This window comes from Methylomonas sp. LWB (assembly GCF_001856095.1).
Taxonomy (GTDB): Bacteria; Pseudomonadota; Gammaproteobacteria; order Methylococcales; family Methylomonadaceae; genus Methylomonas; species Methylomonas koyamae_A.
In genome coordinates this window covers 1-18,437 of record NZ_MKMC01000056.1, presented here as the reverse complement: position 1 = coordinate 18,437, position 18,437 = coordinate 1, and the positions used below count along the sequence as shown (strand labels likewise).

General features: G+C 55.4%; 17 protein-coding genes. 11 read left to right on the top strand and 6 right to left on the bottom strand.

Going from position 1 to position 18,437, the window contains the following annotated elements; all coding sequences use genetic code 11:
• Positions 1-77 precede the first annotated feature (77 nt).
• From BJL95_RS18280 to BJL95_RS18240, 8 genes are all read left to right on the top strand, one after another.
• Positions 78-1,115, top strand: coding sequence for a type IV pilus twitching motility protein PilT (locus tag BJL95_RS18280; protein WP_064026984.1), 1,038 nt, complete (start codon positions 78-80; stop codon positions 1,113-1,115).
• Between the two features lie 15 nt (positions 1,116-1,130).
• Positions 1,131-2,264, top strand: coding sequence for a PilT/PilU family type 4a pilus ATPase (locus tag BJL95_RS18275; protein WP_064026987.1), 1,134 nt, complete (start codon positions 1,131-1,133; stop codon positions 2,262-2,264).
• An 18-nt stretch (positions 2,265-2,282) separates the two neighbouring features.
• A complete protein-coding gene (gene mltB / locus BJL95_RS18270; protein WP_071160016.1) occupies positions 2,283-3,449 on the top strand; it encodes a lytic murein transglycosylase B in 1,167 nt (388 codons plus the stop codon).
• A 408-nt stretch (positions 3,450-3,857) separates the two neighbouring features.
• The gene (locus BJL95_RS18260) at positions 3,858-4,070 is read left to right on the top strand and encodes a hypothetical protein (RefSeq protein WP_071160012.1); all 213 of its coding nucleotides are present in this window, start codon (positions 3,858-3,860) and stop codon (positions 4,068-4,070) included.
• Positions 4,071-4,291: 221 nt separating this feature from the next.
• Positions 4,292-5,812 carry a fumarate hydratase gene (locus BJL95_RS18255; RefSeq protein WP_071160010.1) on the top strand — a complete coding sequence of 507 codons (1,521 nt, stop codon included), beginning with the start codon at positions 4,292-4,294 and terminating at the stop codon, positions 5,810-5,812.
• A gap of 237 nt (positions 5,813-6,049) precedes the next feature.
• Complete coding sequence (locus BJL95_RS18250) at positions 6,050-7,513, top strand: transporter substrate-binding domain-containing protein (RefSeq protein ID WP_083386154.1); 1,464 nt, start codon at positions 6,050-6,052, stop codon at positions 7,511-7,513.
• Positions 7,514-7,829: 316 nt separating this feature from the next.
• Positions 7,830-8,573 carry a methylenetetrahydrofolate reductase gene (locus BJL95_RS18245; protein WP_071160008.1) on the top strand — a complete coding sequence of 248 codons (744 nt, stop codon included), beginning with the start codon at positions 7,830-7,832 and terminating at the stop codon, positions 8,571-8,573.
• A gap of 155 nt (positions 8,574-8,728) precedes the next feature.
• Positions 8,729-9,712, top strand: a complete 984-nt coding sequence (locus tag BJL95_RS18240; RefSeq protein WP_071160006.1) for a DUF882 domain-containing protein — start codon at positions 8,729-8,731, stop codon at positions 9,710-9,712.
• A 56-nt stretch (positions 9,713-9,768) separates the two neighbouring features.
• Here the strand turns inward: BJL95_RS18240 and BJL95_RS18235 are convergent, their stop codons facing one another.
• Together BJL95_RS18235 and moaC are read right to left on the bottom strand one after the other, a co-directional pair.
• Positions 9,769-11,403 (bottom strand): murein L,D-transpeptidase, encoded by a 1,635-nt coding sequence (locus BJL95_RS18235; protein ID WP_071160304.1) that lies wholly within the window; start codon positions 11,401-11,403, stop codon positions 9,769-9,771.
• 425 nt (positions 11,404-11,828) lie between these two features.
• Entirely contained in the window at positions 11,829-12,323 is a 495-nt protein-coding gene (gene moaC, locus BJL95_RS18230; protein ID WP_064025471.1) for a cyclic pyranopterin monophosphate synthase MoaC, read from the bottom strand.
• Positions 12,324-12,377: 54 nt separating this feature from the next.
• Between moaC and BJL95_RS18225 the strand changes: the two genes are divergently transcribed.
• Positions 12,378-12,611 carry a MoaD/ThiS family protein gene (locus tag BJL95_RS18225; RefSeq protein ID WP_071160005.1) on the top strand — a complete coding sequence of 78 codons (234 nt, stop codon included), beginning with the start codon at positions 12,378-12,380 and terminating at the stop codon, positions 12,609-12,611.
• 1 nt (position 12,612) lies between these two features.
• On the top strand, positions 12,613-13,065 hold the full coding sequence (locus BJL95_RS18220) for a molybdenum cofactor biosynthesis protein MoaE (protein ID WP_071160002.1): 453 nt from the start codon (positions 12,613-12,615) through the stop codon (positions 13,063-13,065).
• Between the two features lie 5 nt (positions 13,066-13,070).
• Here the strand turns inward: BJL95_RS18220 and BJL95_RS18215 are convergent, their stop codons facing one another.
• From BJL95_RS18215 to trxA, 4 genes are all read right to left on the bottom strand, one after another.
• Complete coding sequence (locus BJL95_RS18215) at positions 13,071-13,340, bottom strand: hypothetical protein (RefSeq protein ID WP_064025464.1); 270 nt, start codon at positions 13,338-13,340, stop codon at positions 13,071-13,073.
• Positions 13,341-13,530: 190 nt separating this feature from the next.
• On the bottom strand, positions 13,531-15,192 hold the full coding sequence (locus tag BJL95_RS18210) for an ABC transporter ATP-binding protein/permease (protein WP_331710110.1): 1,662 nt from the start codon (positions 15,190-15,192) through the stop codon (positions 13,531-13,533).
• 148 nt (positions 15,193-15,340) lie between these two features.
• Positions 15,341-16,597, bottom strand: coding sequence for a transcription termination factor Rho (gene rho, locus BJL95_RS18205; RefSeq protein WP_064025460.1), 1,257 nt, complete (start codon positions 16,595-16,597; stop codon positions 15,341-15,343).
• A 191-nt stretch (positions 16,598-16,788) separates the two neighbouring features.
• Positions 16,789-17,115, bottom strand: coding sequence for a thioredoxin TrxA (gene trxA, locus BJL95_RS18200; RefSeq protein ID WP_064025458.1), 327 nt, complete (start codon positions 17,113-17,115; stop codon positions 16,789-16,791).
• Between the two features lie 101 nt (positions 17,116-17,216).
• Here trxA and BJL95_RS18195 point away from each other — a divergent pair.
• On the top strand, positions 17,217-18,437 hold a 1,221-nt coding region (locus BJL95_RS18195; RefSeq protein WP_071160000.1), incomplete at its 3' end, for a DEAD/DEAH box helicase.

The window sequence follows — 18,437 nt, the reverse complement described above, 5'->3', positions numbered from 1 at the left end:
TCGGCGCGCATCCCCGCCGCCGATTCGGATTTTGTACTATCCTTTGCCCACCACCTTTTTTCGTTGGACCCCGCCCCATGGACATCGCAGAATTGCTGACTTTTTCCGTTAAAAACAAAGCCTCGGACCTGCACTTGTCCGCCGGCTTGCCGCCGATGATCCGGGTGGACGGCGACATCCGGCGGATCAACATCCCGCCGCTCAATCACAAGGAAGTCCACGCGCTGATCTACGACATCATGAACGACAAGCAGCGCCGCGATTACGAGGAGTTTCTGGAGACCGACTTTTCGTTCGCGTTGCCCGGCGTGGCTCGATTCCGGGTCAACGCTTTCAATCAGGATCGCGGCGCGGCCGGCGTGTTCCGGACCATTCCGTCCAAGGTGCTGACGTTGGAAGATTTGGACGCGCCGAAATTTTTCGCGGAACTGTGTACCAAACCGCGCGGCTTGATCCTGGTGACCGGACCGACCGGTTCCGGTAAGTCGACGACGCTAGCGGCGATGATCAATCACATCAACACCAACGATTACGCGCACATCCTGACCGTCGAAGACCCGATCGAATTCGTTCACGAAAGCCAGAAATCGCTGATCAACCAACGCGAAATTCACCGCGATACCTTGGGTTTTAACGAAGCCTTGCGCTCGGCCTTGCGGGAAGACCCCGACATCATCCTGGTCGGCGAGATGCGCGACCTGGAAACCATCCGGCTGGCGCTGACCGCCGCGGAAACCGGCCACTTGGTGTTCGGCACGCTGCACACCACCTCGGCCGCGAAAACCATAGACCGGATTATCGACGTGTTCCCCGCCGCCGAGAAAGACATGATCCGGGCCATGCTGTCGGAGTCCTTGCAAGCGGTAATTTCTCAAACGCTGCTGAAGAAAGTCGGCGGCGGCCGAATCGCCGCGCACGAAATCATGGTCGGCACGCCGGCGATTCGCAACCTGATCCGCGAGGCCAAGGTGGCGCAAATGTATTCGGCGATCCAAACCGGCCGCAAGGACGGCATGCAGACGCTGGATCAAAACCTGAAGGAGCTGGTTGATAAGGGTTTGATCACCGCGAAGGCGGCGATGACGCGCGCGGTCAACAAAGATATGTTCCGCTGAGGTTAAGGAGGGGCCATGGACTTTAAAGCCTTATTGGCGCTGATGGTTGAGAAAAGAGCGTCCGACCTGTTCATTACCGCCGGCCGGGCGCCGTCGATGAAAGTGGACGGCAAGGTCGTCGAAGTATCCAAGGGTGTTTTGAACAGCGAACAAACCATGAAACTGGTGCTCAGCGTGATGTCGCAACGCCAGCGCGACGAGTTCGAGAATACCAAGGAATGCCAGTTCGCGCTGAGTGTCAGTGAATTGGGACGCTTCCGGGTAAGCGCCTTCACTCAACGCGATTCGGCCGGCATGGTGTTACGCCGCATCGAAACCACGATTCCGACCGCCGAACAACTGCACCTGCCGCCGGTGCTGAAAGACTTGATCATGTATAAGCGCGGTCTGGTGATGTTCGTCGGCGCGACCGGCACCGGTAAATCCACATCGCTGGCGGCGCTGATTCGGCATCGCAACGAAAACACCAGCGGCCACATCATTTCGATCGAGGACCCGATCGAGTTCATCCATCCGCACCAAGGCTGTATTGTGACGCAGCGCGAGGTGGGCCTGGATACCGAGTCCTTCGAAGTCGCGCTGAAAAACACCTTGCGGCAAGCGCCCGACGTGATCCTGATCGGCGAGGTACGCACCCGCGACACGATGCAGCACGCCATCACCTTCGCCGAAACCGGTCACTTGTGCGTTTGTACCTTGCATGCCAACAACGCCAACCAAGCGTTGGACCGGATTCTGCATTTCTTTCCGGAGGAGATGCATAGCCAATTGTTCATGGACCTATCGTTGAATCTGCGTGGTATCGTCGCCCAACAACTGGTGCAGCGCTCGGACGGCAAGGGCCGCTATCCGGCGATCGAAATTCTGTTGAACACCCCGCTGGTGTCGGACATGATCCGCAAGGGCGAAGTGCATAAATTGAAGGAATTGATGAAGAATTCGCGCGAACACGGCATGCAGACTTTCGACCAAGCGCTTTACGATTTGTACGCAGCCGGTAAAATTAGCTACGAAGACGCGCTGCACGCCGCCGACTCCCGCAACGAAGTCCGCCTGATGATCAAACTGGGCGCCGAAAACGTCAATTTCGAGGTCAAGGACATGATGCTGGAAGAAAACGACGACGACGGAGGCGCGCTGTATAAATAGCATTGGGTAACCCGACCTTTGAAACCTCCGAATTCTCCGCGCGCCAACAAAATCGCCGCCGTCCTGCTGATTGCGCTGCTGGATGGCTGCAGCTCTCAACCCATTTCCAAGAACGCGCCCTCCGAGCGGGCTTACAGTCCAACCCGGCAAGCGCCGCCGGAACGCGGCCGTACCGCGACACCCGATTTAAGACCGCTGGCCGAACCGGGCAACTATCGGGCCTCTTCGGTATCCGGCGATTACGCCGGATACCCAGCGCTCGGCCGTTTTATTGACGACATCAGCCAAAAGCACGGCTTCCATCGCGAATATCTGTACGGCCTGTTCAGCCAAGCCAAGCGCAAGCAATGGACTCTGGACTACCTCGCCAAGTCGGACCAAGCGATGAAGGGCAAGCCGGCCAAGGGCGGCTGGAGCCGCTATCGCGCCCAATTTCTCGACGCCCGTCATATCGACGCCGGCGTCGCTTTCTGGCAAAAGTACCGATCCTCGCTGCAACGCGCCAGCCGCGAATACGGCGTGCCGGCCGAGTACATCCTTGGCATTCTGGCGGTGGAAACCACGTTCGGCGGTTTCGTCGGCAATCACCGCGTCATCGACGCCCTAACCACCTTGGCCTTCGATTACCAGCGCCGGGGCGAGTATTTCCGAGGCGAACTGGAGAATTTTCTGGTCATGACCCGTGCCGAAGGCGTGGACCCCGGCAAGCCGGTCGGCTCGTTCGCCGGCGCGATGGGCTTGGGTCAGTTCATGCCCAGCAGCTTTTTGCAATGGGCGGTCGACTTCAACGGCGATGGCCGCCGCGATCTATGGAATCCGGAAGACGCGATCGGCAGCGTCGCCCACTATTTTGCCGAACACGGCTGGCAAGCCGGTCAACCGGTGGTTTCCGCCGCGTCCGGCCAACCCGCCGCCGAATTGGAAATCGGCTTCGACAGCCGGTATTCGCTGGACAAACTGACCGACGCGGGGCTGAAACCGGCGGAATCCTGCCGCTGTGATTACCCGCTCAGTTTGCTGTTGCTCCGCCATCATGACCGCGACGAGTACCGGCTGGGGCACCCCAACTTTTACGTCATTACCCGTTACAACCACAGCACCCATTATGCGATGGCGGTACACGAGCTGGCTCAAGCGATCAAAAGCGGCTATTTGAGAACGGCGGGCGGGGACGGTCTTGGTTAGTCCCAAGGCCTAACGTAAGTCGTACGGTAAGTCGAATGCCGCCAAGCCCGGCCTTAACCGCACTGGCAAATTCCGGTTGCAGCGCGAGCCGGCCCGCGCGGTGTCCACCCGACTGAATCCTCACACTCCACATCCATAGTTTCAATGCGTTGCGAACCGCGCGGTTCCCACCGACCAGCGCCGACGCATGTCAAAAATCTTCCCGACATCCGCACCGTCATCATGGTCGCGCACTGGACCTTCGAACAATTCCAGGCCGGCGCTTTCAAGGCGACCATACGCAACAAGCCGATAATTGCAAAATTGATCACATTTTTAATCAAACCAGATTGCCAAATCGTAAATTCTTTCAAAGAAAAATGGCGATGCTGACATTGGACTGACCGTGGACGGTAAAGGATAGTTGTCATGAAAATTTACTTAATAACAGACGAGCAACAGGAAGAACTGGAGAGGCAACGCGACTCCCTGATCAAAACCAAATCGATGTGCGATCTGATGCTGGATATCGCCACCCAATCCGGCGACTTGGCGACTTTCGATGCCGCGCTGGAAATCGCCAACACCGAACTGGATCGCCTGGAAGTCTTCTTCGATATGCCGGATTTATGCCTTCGATAATCAAACAAGGCCATCGAGATCGAGAGCGGCACGCCGCACTTTCAAACCCCTATTGGCCGTTGTCCGGAATATCCAGGCCTTCCTGCGGCGTTGAGGGGCAATTTTGCGGCTCCCGCGTATCGACGAGCTAACGGATAAATACCGGCACTTTCAAAAGTGCCCAACAACCCCTCGGCTCTTCGTGGTAAATTTCGGGCTGATTTTTAGCTTTCAGTCGCGCCATGACAACGATACGTCAAGACGATTTCATCCAAAGCATCGCCGATGCCTTGCAATTCATCTCGTACTACCATCCTCAGGATTTTATCGACGCCTTACACACGGCGTATCTGAAGGAGCAAAGCCCGGCCGCCAAGGACGCGATGGCGCAGATTCTGATTAACTCGCGGATGTGCGCGGAAGGCCGGCGGCCGATTTGTCAGGACACCGGTATCGTCACGGTGTTTTTGAAGATCGGCATGGAGGTGCGCTGGGAGGCCAAGCTGGGCGTCGGCGAGATGGTCAACGAAGGCGTACGGCGGGCTTATCTGCATCCGGATAACGTGTTGCGGGCATCCATCCTGTCCGATCCGGCCGGCAAGCGTATCAACACCAAGGACAATACGCCGGCGGTAATTCATATGGAACTGGTGCCAGGCGACAAAGTGGACGTGGAAGTCGCTGCAAAGGGCGGCGGCTCGGAAGCCAAGTCCAAATTCGTCATGCTGAATCCGGCCGACAGCATCGCCGATTGGGTGATGAAAACCGTGCCGACCATGGGTGCCGGCTGGTGCCCGCCCGGCATTCTCGGCATCGGCATCGGCGGCACCGCCGAGAAAGCCATGATCCTGGCTAAGCAGGCTTGCATGGGCGCTATCGATATTCAGGACTTGATCGCGCGCGGCCCAAGCAACGCGCTGGAAGAGTTGCGGCTGGAGTTGTACGACAAGGTCAACGCACTGGGCATCGGTGCCCAAGGTCTGGGGGGGCTGACCACGGTGCTGGATGTGAAAATCCTCGATTACCCGACTCACGCCGCCAATAAGCCGGTGGCGATGATCCCCAACTGTGCAGCCACCCGCCATGCCCATTTCGTCTTGGACGGCTCGGGCCCAGCCGTGTTAACGCCGCCCAGTTTATCGGACTGGCCGGCAATCACCCAATCCGCCAGCACGGCGCGGCGGGTCAATATCGACGGCCTGACCAAGCAAGATGTCGCCGACTGGAAGCCCGGCGAAACCTTGTTGCTCAGCGGTACGTTAGTGACCGGCCGCGACGCCGCCCACAAGCGTATCGTCGATCTTTTAAACAAAGGCGAACCGTTACCGAACGGCGTGGATTTAAAGGACAAGTTCATTTATTACGTCGGTCCGGTCGATGCGGTACGCGACGAAGTAGTTGGCCCGGCAGGTCCCACCACCGCAACGCGAATGGACAGCTTCACCGACACCGTGCTGAAAAAAACCGGTCTGCTGGGCATGATAGGCAAATCCGAACGCGGCCCTGTAGCGATAACGGCCATTGCCAAGCACAAAGCCGTCTATTTGATCGCGGTCGGCGGCGCGGCCTATTTAGTCTCCAAGGCCATCAAGCAGGCGCGTATCGTGGCCTTTCCCGAGCTGGGTATGGAAGCGATTCACGAATTTGTGGTGGAAGACATGCCGGTGACGGTGGCGGTCGATAGTCGGGGCGAGTCGATACACGACACCGCTCCCAAGGAATGGCAATCGAAGATTGGCAAGATTCCAGTCGTGACCGAGTAATTTACGGCATTACCCCCGTAGCCTGAAGGCGGCAGTCTACCGATACGCACGGATTCGAGGCCTGGTAATTAGAAACGGGGGTAACCCCGGCACCTTAGCCGTCCACGCTGACTCGACAACGAAATCTATTCGGAAAATCAAGCGGCCCCGCATGCCAACTCGACGTTCCCACCTGTCCCCGGCTCGCGGTATAGTGCCAGTCTTCGATCATTTCAAAGCAGTGTTATTCATCGTCCGATGCCGAAATTCATACTGAAACTGTTTTTACTGTGTCTGGCGTTGCCGCAACCCGCGCTTGCCGATGCCGACCTATTTCCGAACCGGTCCTCATCCGGTTCGACCCGACAATTGTCGCTGACCAACGAGGTTTGGGTCGGCGATTTCTCGCAAATGTTGGAGCGGCGATTAATTCGAGTTTTAGCGCCTCACAGCCGGACGCTATATTTTCACGATAAGGGCCGCGAGCGCGGTTTAACCGCCGAACTGGTGCGTAACTTCGAACGTTACATTAACCATCAATACGCCAAGCAGTTACACAAACGGCCGATTACCGTCGTAATCGTGCCGACGACTCGCGACCGGCTGATTGATGATCTCAACCGCGGTTTGGGAGACATTGTCGCCGCCGATCTGACTAAAACCCCGGAGCGTCTTGATCTGGTCGACTTCCTGGTGCCCGACGACTATTCGATCTCCGAGTTGGCGCTGGTTCGTCGCGGCGGCGAAGTAATCGCTAACGTCGAAGACTTAAGCGGCAAAACCGTGCATGTCCGCCCGTCGTCCAGCTACCACGCCAGCCTGACCGCGTTGAACGGCCGACTGAAAAGCGCCGGAAAAGCGCCGGTCAATATCGTCACCGTACCGGATGCGATTGAAGACGAAGATTTAATGGAAATGCTGAATGCCGGCTTGGTCGGCATCATCATCGTCGACGATTGGAAGGCGGATATTTGGGCCAAGGTTTTGCCCAATATCACCGTGACCGATGTGGCGGTGCGCTCCGCCGGACAGTCGGGGTGGGTTTTTCGCAAGCAAAGCCCCGAATTGCAGACAGTACTGCGGGACTTTTATTTCAATGATGTCAAAAAACATCGTTTGATCGAACAAACCATCGTGGCTTTCAATAAAAACATCGAGCAAATCCGGAACAACACCGCCGATCAGGAATGGCAGCGTTTCGCCGATATGCTGAAGCTGTTCGAAAAATACGGCGACCAATACCGCTTCGACCCACTGATGCTGGCCGCCCAAGGTTTTCAGGAATCGCAACTGAGGCAGAGCGCGCGCGGACCGACCGGCGCGATTGGAGTGATGCAGGTACTGCCGTCCACCGGCCGGAGCCTAAACGTCGGCGACGTGCGGCGTTTGGAAGCCAACATCCACGCTGGCGCAAAGTATTTGGACGATTTGATGGCGCGTTACTTCAGCGACATCGAGTTCCGCGACGACGACCGAACGCTTTTTGCCTTCGCCAGCTACAATGCCGGCCCTGGCGCCATCACCCGTCTGCGCCATGAGGCGGAAAAGCGCGGCTTCGACCCCAATCGCTGGTTCAATAACCTGGAATTGGTCGTCGCCGATAAAATAGGCTGGGAAACCACGACCTACGTGCGCAATATTTACAAATACTATGCGGCGTACAAGCTGCAGTTGGCAATTCAGCAGCATCAGCAACAGACGCGCGAGCAATTCATCCCTTAGCACAATAGTTCCGAACCGTCTCGCACGCGTTTTTTGTCCCGGAGTCGGCTAGAATACCGAATCAATCGGCCCGATGTAGCGTGTGTATTGCCCCCCGACGGAGATGTCTCCGTCGGAAATGCCTAAATATCCGCTGCCGCCAACCTAACATTCATTAACTCAACGTCCAACAAACGTTTCAACACCCTAACATCGCAACCAGCGCTAGCGCCGGCAGCCGAATCTCCGAGCAGGCCATCTAGGATGATTGAGTTTTGGTTCGGCCTAAGCGCTAACGGTAGCGGCGAATCGATGCTCAACACTGCACGCAACGTCCATGAATATCTCTTTTGAAATAGTGCCTAGAAGCCTTGCGGCTTTCGATGAACAATACGCTTTCGTTCAAGGTTTGGGTAACGGTATCAATATCATCAACATACCGGATATCCAGCGTTTCGACACCCGTAGTTGGGAATTGGCGACTCGCATCGATCGCGGCAAATATCGCTTTGTTCCGCATTTTCGAGCAATCGATTTCAAGATTGAGAGCGGCGAGTTGTACCGGATCATCGAGCAGTACCAGTTGGACAGCGTATTGCTGGTCACCGGCGATCCGCCGGAAGGCTTGAAGCGGGCTTTTTACAACACCGATGTCGTGGATCTGATTCGTGCGACACATCAGCGTTTTCCCGAGTTGAATATCTATGCCGGTTTCGACCCGCATCGGCACGGTCTGCGGGACGAATGCGACTACATCCAGCGCAAGGCCGATGCCGGCGCGACAGGGCTATTTTCGCAACCGTTCTACGATAGCCGAATGGTGGAGATTTATGCCGAGCAGGTTCGGGGGCTGGAGACCTATATCGGGATCAGTCCAATCATCACCAAAGCGTCGATGAATTATTGGGAAGTCAAAAACCAGGTCAAATTTCCGGCCGACTTCCGCCCCGATTACGACTGGAACGTTGCCTTCGCCAACCAGCTGATCGCGTCCGCCACCATTGCCGATCTGCACGTTTACTTCATGCCGATTCGGATCGACTTGCAAAAATATTTCGAACGGATAGACCTGCCGCGTTGAGCTGCTCCTACCCATTGCCGCACCGAAGGGGAGCCGCGGTTTCCCACAAAACGGGCCAGAACCGTGATGCAGTGCTATAATCGTTCCGGACCTTTTTGGGTTTTGGCCTTCGGAATCAATAACTATCCGAGCGAAGTTAAATTGGGAGATGATGGATGCTGAGACGTAACTTAGAAAATCACAGCAGCAAACAGGACGAGGTGGAACTCTCTCGTCGTAGTTTTTTCGGCCGTTTCGCGGTCGGCGCTGTCTTATCTATAGCGATGCCCGGCGCGGTGCAGGCAGCAAAAAAATCGGCGGCAAAATCGGAACACAACCATGGCGCGGCAGCCGCCGGCAGAACTGCGGTGCGCTTACCTAAACACGCCGCTAAGGCGGCGCGAGAAATTCACAAGTCTGGATCCAGCCGGGGATCAAACATGACGGTAGCAAGCAGATCGGCTAAATCCGCGCGACCGGATCACGGTCATGCCCGTCTCGCTTCGGCGGACCAGCATGGCGCGCCTAACAGCCGGGTACACGACGTTTACGGCGGAAAAAAACACGGCGTGACGACGGAATATCACTATGCGAATCGGCATAGTTATCACGGCGGTAGAGTACATTCGGAGATTCAACCGATCCAACGCGATTTGGTGATGCCAGGCCCGCGCGAGCCGATGTTTTTAGCGGACCGGGGACGCTTGGTGAATCATCGTTCGCTGGCTTTTCAAAATCCGCATACCGGCGATCACTTGAATCTGACCTATTTTGAAAAAGGCCGCTATCTGAGCGATGCGTTGAACGAAATCAGTTTTTTGCTGCGGGACCACCGCACCGATGATGTTCACCCCATCGATCCGGAGCTTTTGGATCAATTACACGATCTCAAGCAAATGCTGGGTCTAAGTCAGCCGTTCGATGTGATTTGCGGTTATCGCTCGCCGTTAACCAACGCCAAATTGCACGCCGAACATTCGGGCGTCGCCAACAACAGCTTCCATATGTATGGCCGGGCGGTCGACATTCGCATCGAACGCTTCGATCTGCGGCGCATCCACAATGCGGCGGTAGCGATGCATCGCGGCGGAGTGGGCTATTATCCGGACTCGAATTTCATCCACCTGGATACCGGAACGTTTAGAACCTGGAGCTTGTAACTCGCCAGCCCATAAAAAAAGCGCCTTTAAGGCGCTTTTTTTATGGGCATCCCGGATTACGGATTGGTCGGGAGGTCCGAGGTTTTGTTCGCCGCCAATTGATTGTTGGCGGCGGCATTCGGCGCCGACGGGTTTTGCAATTTTTGTAGGGCTTTTTTCAATTGCTCGTCTTGCCGGTAAATATCCGGATAAAAGCGCAACTGGTTTTGGTGATCGACGAACGCGGTGCCGTAATAAAACAACACCGGTACCGAGCGCTTCAAGGTCACGTGGCGAGTCTTCGGAGCGGACATCGCTGATTTAATGCTTTCCTTGTCCCAGCCTTGTTGATCGCCCAACACGAATTCGGCCAACTGCTCCGGCTCTGCGACCCGAACGCAACCGTGACTCAAGTCGCGACGTTGGCGATTGAAAGCCGCCCGGCCCGGCGTATCGTGCAAATAAACGTCGGCGGTGTTCGGGAACACGAATTTGACGCGGCCCAGCGGGTTTTTCTTGCCGGGCCGTTGCCGGGCGCGCAAATAGCTGCCGCCGCCGCGCTCCTCGCTATTTTGGTGACGAACCAGTTCGATATCCTGGCTAGCCAGATAGCCTTCGTTATTCGCGGTTTTCGGCAAGATTTCCTTCTCGAAAATGCTTTTCGGAATATTCCAGTAAGGCATGAACTCCAGGTATTTCATTTCTTCCCAGAGTAGCGGCGTCTGATTGTCCGGGGATTTACCAACGATGACTTTCATGTTCAACGGATTGGCATCGTCGGTCGAATTAAACGCCCACAATTCGAAGGCGGGGATGTTGACGACTATCATAGGGCCGTCGGCGGGATCTGGAATCCAGCGCGCCCGTTCCATTGCCAGCTCGATTTGCGCAATTTTTTCGCCGACGGATTGCGCGTTCAACGCCGCCAGTGTCGCCGGACCTATGACGCCGTCGGCCTTCAACACTTGCTGTTGCTGAATCTTTTTGACCGCTTCGACCAAATCGCTAGAATACGTATCGTCTCCACTTTGCAGCGAGTCAACCACACCCAGCGCGACCAAACGTTGACGCAAATTAGCGACTTGCGGATGCCGATCGCCGGGTCTTAACGCATGTCCGGGTTTGAACTCCGCCAAATCGCTTTGCCGGTCCAGTTGCCGCAGCCGATTCAGAATCTGTTTCAGCTGTTGATACTGCTTGGCTTTCGGCTCGAAAGTTTGGACGAGTTCGGGCAGAGTCTGCTTATCTAAATGCTCTCGTAACAAGGTCGCCACATCCAAGGTTGGTTTAGGGGCGATATGCACCGGATAGCCGACTTCGCGGGGCTCGACCTGACCCTGACGCAATTCGTGCAGGAAGCGCACTAGCGACACCGTCAATGCGACGTCGTGGCCGGCGATTTCGTTTCCGGCCGGACTTAAGCCGCCAACCAAATTCCGGATGCGGTCGACATCATAATTGCCCGGATTTAGCGCATCGTTAGGCGCGTTATTCAAAATATCGATCAAATCGCGCAGATTCTTTTCGGAACGTGCGGCGGAGAACCAAATCGGTTGAAAATGGCTGTTCTGGTAGACCTGATTGACGAGCTCGCTCACGCGACTAAAATCGGCGCGCAACAGCAAAGGGTGTTGTTTGCTGAGCAGTATCGCGCCGATAGGATTGTCGGCAGGAATCGGAATCGTAGGCGGACTGACCTGGCTTGGGGGCATGGTCTCCAGCACAGGCGCGGCTGCGGGTACATCCGCACTTAGCGCTGGAACCGTGCCTTGATAAGTCGCGAGGCAAGCCAGTAACGTAAACCAGGCAGGTCGGCGGCGATGATCTATTGAGACGCGTGGTTTAAAAGTCATGGTCAAACGGTTGAAACTCCTGATGCGATAGTACGGTCGTTTGCATATCGGCAGCCAATTGCCAAATTCAACGCCATCATCATTCGCTAATTCTACCCTGTTCTGGCGACAATTGAATCGGTAACCGACCTTTTCCAGTTGCGGTTCAGCAAATTAGGCGCTTCATGGAAGTTTAAAATAGCATGGAGAGGCGTTTTGACCAGTAAAATTCGTGCGCTGTTCCGAAAGCTTGACAGTGGTACGCGGCATACCTTTGGCGTGCTTGGCGCCAAAGGTCGACGACATCAAACGATTTCGGATTCGTCGCGGCGCCAGTGGCCGGATTTGCCGCCGATTTTTTCCACCAAGCGTACCGATTGTATCGTCATGCCGCGATCAACCGCCTTGCACATGTCATATATCGTCAATAGCGCTACCTGGGTAGCATTCAGGGCTTCCATTTCCACGCCGGTTTTCCCGGTAGTTTTGACGGTGGCTCGACAATAAACTCGATTGAATTCGGGTTGCGGTTCCAGTTGGATCTCGACGTGGGTCAGCGACAATGGGTGGCACAGCGGAATCAACTCGGCGGTTTTCTTGCTGGCCATGATGCCGGCGATTCGGGCAATTCCCAGCACGTCGCCTTTTTTATGGCTGCCGGACATAATCAACGTCAGAGTGTAATCCTGCATCGCGATATAGCCTTCGCCGACAGCCGTGCGCTCTGTCACGGCTTTATCACCGACGTCGACCATGTGCGCTTCGCCGACGGCATTAAAATGAGAGAGCTTTGCTGGCATCTGGGTGTTCGGTGTAGTAAAACAGGCTTGTATTGTATTCTCCGGAAAATTGTTATGTCGATTAAAGTCCTCTATTTCGCCAGCCTGCAAGATCGGGTAGGGCGGCAGACCGACGAATTCGCGTGGGACGGCCCGATTTCGGCCGGCGCGCTTTGGCGGCGTCTGAATCCCGATCTGGCCTGGCCTGACAATATGTTGATTGCAATCAATATGGATTATGCCTCTAGCGACGCCGCACTAAGCGACGGTGACGAAGTGGCGTTTTTTCCACCGGTGACCGGCGGCTGACATGACGATACGCATCGTGGAACAAGCGTTCGAACCTTGGTCGCTATTGGCGGACTACGAGCGATTCGAACTGGCGGAACACATTGGGAAATACGGCGCGGCCGCGGTATTCGTCGGTAGCATGCGCGATTTCAATCTCGGCGACGGCGTTATCGGCATGACATTGCACCATTACCCAGGCATGACCGAGAAGCAATTGGCCGCCATCCTGGTCGACGCCAACTCGCGCTGGGCACTGCTGGATACCTTGGTGATTCATCGGGTCGGCGAGGTGCAACCAGGCGATACACTGGTTCTGGTCGCGGCTTGGGCCGAGCATCGCGGCGACGCTTTCGATGCCAGCCGCTACATCATGGAAGCGCTGAAAAGTCGGGCACCGTTTTGGAAACGGGAAACCCTGGCAGCCGGGCAGAGTCGCTGGGTCGAAAAAAACAGCGACGGTTACAAGGTCTGATCGGCTCAGCCGGCCGGCCGGCCGATACGTGCCTGACTCTCGCCTTGATAACCGACAGATCCCATCTCGTCCAAATCGACATCGCTCCGCAACTGACGTTGCAGTTCGGCGATTTGCTGATTGGCTTGCCCGATCTGTTGGCGCAAATCGCCGATCATTTCATGCAAATATTCGAAATGTATTTGAAAGTAACGCGCCGATGGAAAGCTGTCGGATGTAACGGCCAATGCATCGCCGTCGGCTTTGGAGCGATTAGAGCGTCTTGGTTTTATCATGAACTACACCAGTTTTTCCTTGTCCGGCGGCGAAATGCGGCCGGGCTTTTTCGGGGTTTCATTTGATAAGACGTTTCAGCGGCGAAAAACCTCATCATTGTGCAAAAAAAATTTAGCCCAACCGGCCGGACCCAGCCTTAACGACTGGTCCGGTGCTTGTTCACCACCAGCGCGGGCGGCCGCAATTCGACTAGCAAAGCGTGATTTGACGCTGGTGTAAGGCTTGAATATTGGGTTGTTTGGTAATCGTCAATAACGCCGAATTCGGCAATCTTTCGAAAATCAGATTGATCATTGCCAATTCGCCATCCGGATCCAACGAGTCGAAAGCCTCCTGCATCAATATCCATTTCGGCTTGTGCAACAGCAAGCGCACCATGCCCAGCCGCTGTTGTTGCTCGCGCTCCAACGATTTCGCCCAGTCGTCGAATTTGTCGAGAGGTTCGATCAATTCCGGCAAGCCGGCCAGTAACAGCGCGGCTTCCAGGTCATCCTGCTTGACGGCGGTGCCGGAGGCCGGGTAACAAATCGAATCGCGCAACGTGCCGGTCGGCAAATAGGGACGCGGCGGCATGAACATTAAGGGTTCGTCGTCGGGCAGCTCGATGACGCCTTCGCCCCACGGCCACAAGCCGGCAATCGCCTTGAATAACTTGTTACCGGAAAATGCGTTGCCGCCGATTAGGATGCGCTCGCCACCACGAACCTCCTCGTTCAGATTGGCGATGCAGACAATGGAGTCCAACCGGGCGATACACAAATCGCGAAAACGCAACACCGAGTCGCTGCCTTTTTGGATTTGAATGCGGTGCGGATCGGGTTTGGCGATTTCGCGTTCGAGCTGGATCAAGCCTTGGCTCAAACCCAGCACGCGTTCCACCGAGGCCCGCCATTCCGCGACCTTGCCCATATTGTCGACAGGCCAGGACAAAGCGGACACCGTGTGCTGGAAAGCCTGGGCCGATTGCATCAGTGCGCCGAGCGTGATGCTACCCAAGATGTAGCGCGGCGCGGATACCAGAATCGGAAACGCCATCGTCAGCACCGAATAACCGGAACTGAACAGCATAATCTTCTCCCAAGCCTTGGTTTGATCGTGCCAAGCGGCGACGATGTCGGCAAACAACGTTTGAAAGTGTTGCTTTTCATGAGGTTCGCCATGGATCAGCGCGATGGCCATCGAGTTCTCCCGCGCCTTGACCAGGCCGAAACGGAAATTGGCTTCGACGGTCTGGCGGTTGTCGGTGGCCTTGATCAACGGCCGGCCGATCAGCCAGCCCAAGGTCGAGGCGGTGGCGGCGTAGATCAGCGCCAACCACACCAAATGGCCGTGAATGGGCACTTGAACGAATAGTAGATCCAAGGTCACCGTGCCGGACAAGGACCAGAGGATCTCGGTAAAGCTGATCAACAACAGCACGCAGTACAGCAAGGTATGAAACAAATCCACCGCATATTCGGTAGCGATCCGAATATCCTCGGCAATCCGGCCGTCAGGATTGTCATGCTTGCCGGGAATATGGGTAACGAGATAATGACGACCCTTGTGCATCCATTGGCCCAGCATTTTTTCGGTCAACCAGGCTCGCCATTCCAGTTGCAAGCGGCGTTTGACTTTTAAGTGGGTAACGGTGATGCCGATGTTGGCGACGAAAATCAGCAGTATCGCGCCGACTTGAGTCCAGAGTTTGCTCATGTCATGCTGATCAAGAGCATCGAATAGGTGCGCGCTCCACTCGGTAATAATCACCGATACAGCGATTTGCGCGACGGTCAACCCGATGAGAGATAGCGTCAGGCTACGGCTAAGCGCCTTGTTTTCGGCGTTCCAGAATGGTCCAGTTAAGTGCAAAAACTGGACAAGAAATTTACTTGAGCGTTGCAAAACACGTCCCCCCAAACAGTCTGGGGGCGGACTATAGCAAAGATCGGCGGGAAAAAGCGATATTCGGATATCGGCAACGTCGAGGCGGCGCGACAGCACCGCCTCGGCCGACGGTTTAGCGTTTCATCGAATCGAAAAACTCGGCATTGGTTTTGAAATCCTTGAGTTTGCCCAGCAGGAATTCGGATGCCGCCAACTCGTCCATCGGTTGCAGGATCTTGCGCAGAATCCAGGTTTTTTGCAGTTCGTCGGGATCGACCAAGTATTCCTCGCGGCGAGTACCGGAACGGTTGATGTTGATGGCCGGATAAACGCGTTTTTCGGCGATCTTACGTTCCAGATGCAACTCCATGTTGCCGGTGCCTTTAAACTCCTCGAAAATCACCTCGTCCATCCGCGAACCGGTCTCGACCAACGCGGTAGCGATGATCGTCAAGCTGCCGCCTTCCTCGATATTTCGAGCCGCGCCGAAAAAGCGCTTAGGTTTTTCCAGCGCATTCGCGTCGACACCGCCGGACAGCAATTTACCGGACGACGGCACTACCATGTTGTAGGCGCGCGCCAGACGGGTGATCGAGTCTAACAGAATGACTACATCGAATTTGTGCTCTACCAACCGGCGGGCTTTCTCGATCACCATCTCGGCCACCTGAACGTGGCGGGTCGCCGGTTCGTCGAAGGTGCTGGAAATCACTTCGCCGCGTACGCAACGTTCCATTTCGGTGACCTCTTCCGGCCGTTCGTCGATCAACAATACGATCAGGTAGCAGTCCGGGTTTTTCTCGGCGATCGCATGGGCGATCGCTTGCATGATCATCGTTTTACCGGCTTTCGGCGGCGACACGATTAGTCCGCGCTGACCCTTGCCGATAGGCGCGACCAAATCGATGATACGGGCGGTAAGATCTTCGCTGGTACCGTTACCTTGCTCCAAGCGAAAACGCTTATTGGCGAACAGAGGGGTCAGGTTGGAAAAGGAAATCTTGTTTTTGGATTGTTCGGGAGATTCGAAGTTGATGCTTTCGACTTTCAGCATCGCGAAATAGCGTTCGCCTTCTTTTGGCGGTCTGATCTTGCCGCTTACCGTGTCGCCGGTGCGTAAACCGAAACGTCTGATCTGGCTGGGCGAAACGTAAATGTCGTCGGGGCCGGCCAAATAGGATGCGCCGGGGGTGCGTAAAAACCCAAAACCGTCCTGCAAAATCTCCAATACCCCATCGCCAAATATATCCTCGCCGCTTTTAGCCTGTTTCTTCAAGATCGAAAAGATCAATTCCTGCTTTCGGGCTCTATCTATGTTTTCCAGTCCTAGGGACTCGGCTATATTGATGATTTCACTGACTTGTTTAAGTTTTAACTCGGTAAGATTCATGATGTTTTAGGGAAAAAAGAACACGTAAAGCAGCAGAATGCCGTTTACAGCGGGGGTAAGTGTGTTGTTGGAGTTTTGAGTTCGGGCGGCTAAGGCGCGTGTGGGGTATACGCTGCCGGGAATTCTAGCGCAATAACCGGACTTAGCAAACTTAATTTGTCAGCGGTCCGGTTAACGTCGAATACGGTAAATTAGAGGTTGCTATCGATGAAGGCAGCCAATTGGGATTTGGTCAGCGCGCCGACCTTGGTAGCTTCGATCTCGCCACCCTTGAATATCATCAGCGTCGGGATGCCGCGCACGCCGTAATGTTGCGGAGTTTTGGGGTTCTCGTCGATGTTCAGTTTGGCCACGGTCAGCTTACCTTGGTATTCCGAGGCGATTTCGTCCAGAACCGGGGCGATCATTTTGCAAGGGCCGCACCATTCCGCCCAATAATCAACCAGAACCGGCCCGCTGGCTTTCAATACGGTATCGTTAAACTCCGCGTCCGATACATGAAGGACTAGGTCACTCACGCCAATCTCCAATAGTTTGCAAAGTCAAGACTATAGTTTCGTCCCGCTTCGATTGTCAATCGATTTCAAACGCCACGGCTTTTACGGTATTCTATCGCGTTATGAAAAAAACAATTTTGACGGAAACCCGTTTTAGCAACCTGGAGTTGTCCGACTCCATTATCAAAGGTTTGAAAGAAGCCGGATTCATCCAATGCTCGCCGATCCAGGACAGAGCCCTGCCGATTGCGCTACGCGACCGCGATGTCGCCGGCCAGGCCCAAACCGGCACCGGCAAGACCGCCACGTTTTTGTTGGCGACCTTTCAGCGTTTGATCAACGACGAAAGCGAAAAGATCAAAAACCCCAGAGCATTGATTTTGGCGCCGACCCGTGAGCTGGCAATCCAGATTCATAAGGACGCCCTGGCGCTCAGCCGCTATCTGAATCTGAAATTCGCGCTGATCTACGGCGGCACCGATTACCAGAAGCAACTCGATAAACTGAAAACCGACGTGGACATCATTATCGGCACGCCGGGGCGCATTATCGACTTTTACCGGCAAGGCGCATTCACGCTCGACAATATTCAGGTGTCGGTGATGGACGAAGCCGACCGGATGTTCGATCTGGGCTTCATCAAGGACATTCGCTTCCTGCTACGCCGGATGCCGCCGCCGGAAAAGCGTTTGAATCTGTTGTTTTCGGCCACACTGTCCTACAAAGTGACCGAACTCGCCTACGAACACATGAATAACCCGGTGATGGTCAAGATCGAGACCGAGGAAGTCACCTCCAAGGCCATCAATCAGTTCGCGTTCTGTCCGGCCAACGATCAGAAAATTCCGCTATTGCTGGGTTTGTTGAAAACCCACCAGCCGGTGCGCAGCATCGTGTTCGTCAACACCAAGCGTTGCGCCGAACAGCTCGACGACTATCTGCAAGCCAACGGCCACAAAGTAGCGATGCTGAGCGGCGACGTGCCGCAGGAAAAGCGTCAGCGCCTGCTCAACGACTTCCAGGAAAACCGGGTCACTTTGCTGATCGCCACCGACGTCGCGGCGCGCGGCTTGCATATTCCCGATGTGTCGCACGTGTTCAACTACGATCTGCCACAGGATGTCGAGGATTACGTACACCGTATCGGCCGCACCGCCCGTTTCGGCGCCAGCGGCGAAGCGATCAGCTTTATCTGCGAGGAATATGCCTATTCGATGCCCGACATCGAAGATTACATCGGCGAAAAAGTGCCGGTTAGGGCCATCGACCAGGAATTGCTGATCGAAGACGTGATCAAGCCGGAACGGCGCGAGCCGCGCGAACGCGTGCCGGCCCACGGCAAG